Here is a 653-nt window from a genome sequence, read left to right as displayed (position 1 = left end):
GAAGTGAATGTGTTGGGCTTGACTTGTCCGCTTTCAGAGATAGTGTCGATATCTTCTATCGGATGCCCTGTTCCACTTACTTGTGGTGAAGGATTGGAAGTCAACTACTGCTACACTGATTTGGACGAATCTGTATTCTTATACGAGAGTCCTAACGATGAGCCGGTAGTATTATTCTTTCAAGACGGATTGATTGAATCCTGTTGTGACGATATCTTCATCTATGATGGTGTGGACAATACAGGCGAATTGCTTTTTGGTGGAAACAACAATGGTAATCTCGCCGGAGTAGCCGTAACCGCTAATTCAGGTTCGGTTTATATGGAATTGGACACCGACTTCTCAGTTAATTGTGCAAACGGTTCTTTTGGAACAAGTGAATGGAACTGGATTGTAGGTTGCGGAGATATTGACATTCCGGGTTGTACTGACCCTGAAGCATTGAATTATATCCCTGAAGCTACAACTGACGATGGTTCATGTATTTTCCCTGCAGTGAATGATGAGGCCTGTGGAGCAGTTGTTCTGGAATGCAATGGTCCTTCTTTGACAGGAAACTTCGATGCTGCGAGCATCAGTGATGAATTGACAAACTGCGGAAGTACTTTTACTCCGCCTACAGGAGATCTTTGGTTCCAGTTCGAAGCAAACGG

General features: G+C 44.0%; 1 protein-coding gene. It reads left to right on the top strand.

The window, feature by feature from the left end; all coding sequences use genetic code 11:
* On the top strand, positions 1-653 hold a 653-nt coding region (locus O3Q51_18410; protein ID MCZ4410796.1), incomplete at both ends, for a hypothetical protein.

This window comes from Cryomorphaceae bacterium 1068 (genome assembly GCA_027214385.1).
GTDB lineage: Bacteria > Bacteroidota > Bacteroidia > Flavobacteriales_D > Cryomorphaceae > JAKVAV01.
This window is presented reverse-complemented; position numbering and strand designations above follow the sequence as displayed.